Annotated in this window: 1 protein-coding gene; it reads right to left on the minus strand. The window is 40.8% G+C overall.

All coding sequences use genetic code 11. The features are described 5' to 3' along the window. Positions 1-206 (minus strand): hypothetical protein (locus FLACHUCJ7_RS25185; RefSeq protein ID WP_219634183.1); only part of this gene is annotated, 206 nt, incomplete at both ends.

Raw genomic sequence — 206 nt, forward strand, 5'->3', positions numbered from 1 at the left:
TCAGTCTTGGCGCCTGATTTTTCTCTTTTAATTACCCTTTGAAATCCTATTTCCGCTAATATTCTTCTGAAAAACCATCCCCTAGCCCCGATGGGAGGGTACCGTCTGGACACATCTTCAAATAGCTTCCACCCTTGCATTATTGAATTGAATTTCTGTATTCCAATCCATAAAGTAGTAATTCCGGGTTTTCGCTCAGAGGTATA

This window comes from Flavobacterium salmonis (assembly GCF_903819435.1).
Classification (GTDB): domain Bacteria; phylum Bacteroidota; class Bacteroidia; order Flavobacteriales; family Flavobacteriaceae; genus Flavobacterium; species Flavobacterium chungangense.